At 59.5% G+C, this 1,582-nt stretch carries 2 protein-coding genes; one reads left to right on the top strand and one right to left on the bottom strand.

The genetic code is table 11. The features are described 5' to 3' along the window. Positions 1-1,104: radical SAM protein (locus KDL09_RS12820; RefSeq protein ID WP_294385582.1), on the bottom strand; the 1,104-nt coding region annotated here is incomplete at its 3' end. A 232-nt stretch (positions 1,105-1,336) separates the two neighbouring features. Between KDL09_RS12820 and KDL09_RS12815 the strand changes: the two genes are divergently transcribed. Continuing rightward, positions 1,337-1,582 (top strand): hypothetical protein (locus tag KDL09_RS12815; RefSeq protein WP_294385578.1); only part of this gene is annotated, 246 nt, incomplete at its 3' end.

Raw genomic sequence — 1,582 nt, 5'->3', positions numbered from 1 at the left:
TTGGCTGGTGCGCGGCGTCATGCTCTCGATCTCCGCCATCGCCGTCTGGCGGATGGTTGAATCCTTTGCCGTGTGCTTTGTCACGACCGCCTTCACCAGATCCGGACGCTCCAGCACGATGCAGCCGCGTGTGTTGTGTGAGGCGATGGTGCGGAAGTCGTTCAGGAATTCGCTCTTCGTGAAGACATCGAAGAGATCGTCCTTGGTGCGCACGCTCTCCTTCGCGAACTGGATGATCGGGCAGGGCTCGATCGCACCCGTGGGGCTGATGTGATGGCTGATGCCGTTCGCCATCGGGCAGAGCGCCTGGCCGTTGTGATCGTAGTAGGCATCGACGATGGCGATCGGCAGCTTCGCGCGCATGTTGACGACGAATTTGCGCACTTGCGTGATCTGCTCCGGCGTGAGCGCGAGTGCGGCGCTGATCTTCGGTCCCACCGGGCGATACGTGTGATACCACGCGTAATGCACACCCATGTCGATCAGCCGGCGCAGCCACGACTCCGTGAGAAGGTCGTCGATGTTCGTTTTGCAAAGGCTCGTCGCCACACCGGTGAGCACCTTGGCGTCGAGGCAGTTCTGTAATCCGCGCAGCGTGCGGGTGAGTACGTCCTTGTTCCCACGACGTTCGTTGCTGACGATCTCGGTGCCCTCGATGCTGACTAGCGGCGTGACATTGCCGAGCTTGCGCATGTTCCCGGCAGCCTTCGCGGTGATCATCTGACCGTTGGTGAAAACTTGGAAGTAAGCGTCCGGGTGCCCCGCGAGGAAATCGAACAGCTCGGGATGCATGAACGGCTCGCCGCCGAGGATGCCGAAGAACGCATTCCCGCGCCGCTTCGCATCGTTCACGATCTTGTTCAACTCTTCGAGGTTGAGCGACTCGCGTGGCTTGTCCACGTCCACCCAGCAGCCCTGGCAGCGCAGGTTGCAGGAGTTGAGGATGGAGATGTAGAAGAACGGCGGGAAGAACTGCCCCTGCTTCATGCGCTGCTTGTGCAGCATCACCGAGCGCGCCCCCTTGTAGCCAAAGTTCCAGCCGATCTTCGCCAGGCAGACGGGATCGACGGTGCGGAGGATGCGGGAGGTCAGGGAAAGCAACATGCGGAGGGAGTCTTCCGAAGTGAACGCTCAAAGTCCAGTCCCGGTAGCAGGGAAACCGCCCTTTTCATCATGAACAGGGCACCCTCATCGTTCCACGACGCAGGATGGCGTCACTGTTTGCTCCATTGTATTCCAACTTGGGGTTGTTGACTGAAACCCATCACAAATCTGCATTTCAGCGGGGTGGAGCTTCGTTGTGGATTGCGTTTGTAGAACTTCACCGATCTCGGACATGAAATCGACTTTGCTGCGCCTGCTTCTGCGATTTTCCCTGACATGCCTCTTATTGACAGGGCTGGCTAGCTTCGCGGCGCCTCCTCCTCCACTCGAAGTGACGACGATTCCTGCAACAGCCAAGGCGGGACCGGTGGTGAAGATCAAGGGGAGGCTGGGGTCCACCTACACGGCGTTTCCGGTGGTCGCGGATGGCACGACGTTTGATCTAACGGAGGCGCTTTGGACATCGCGGGAGGATCAT

The sequence above is a fragment of the Prosthecobacter sp. genome, from assembly GCF_020439865.1.
Taxonomy (GTDB): domain Bacteria; phylum Verrucomicrobiota; class Verrucomicrobiia; order Verrucomicrobiales; family Verrucomicrobiaceae; genus Prosthecobacter.
This window is presented reverse-complemented; position numbering and strand designations above follow the sequence as displayed.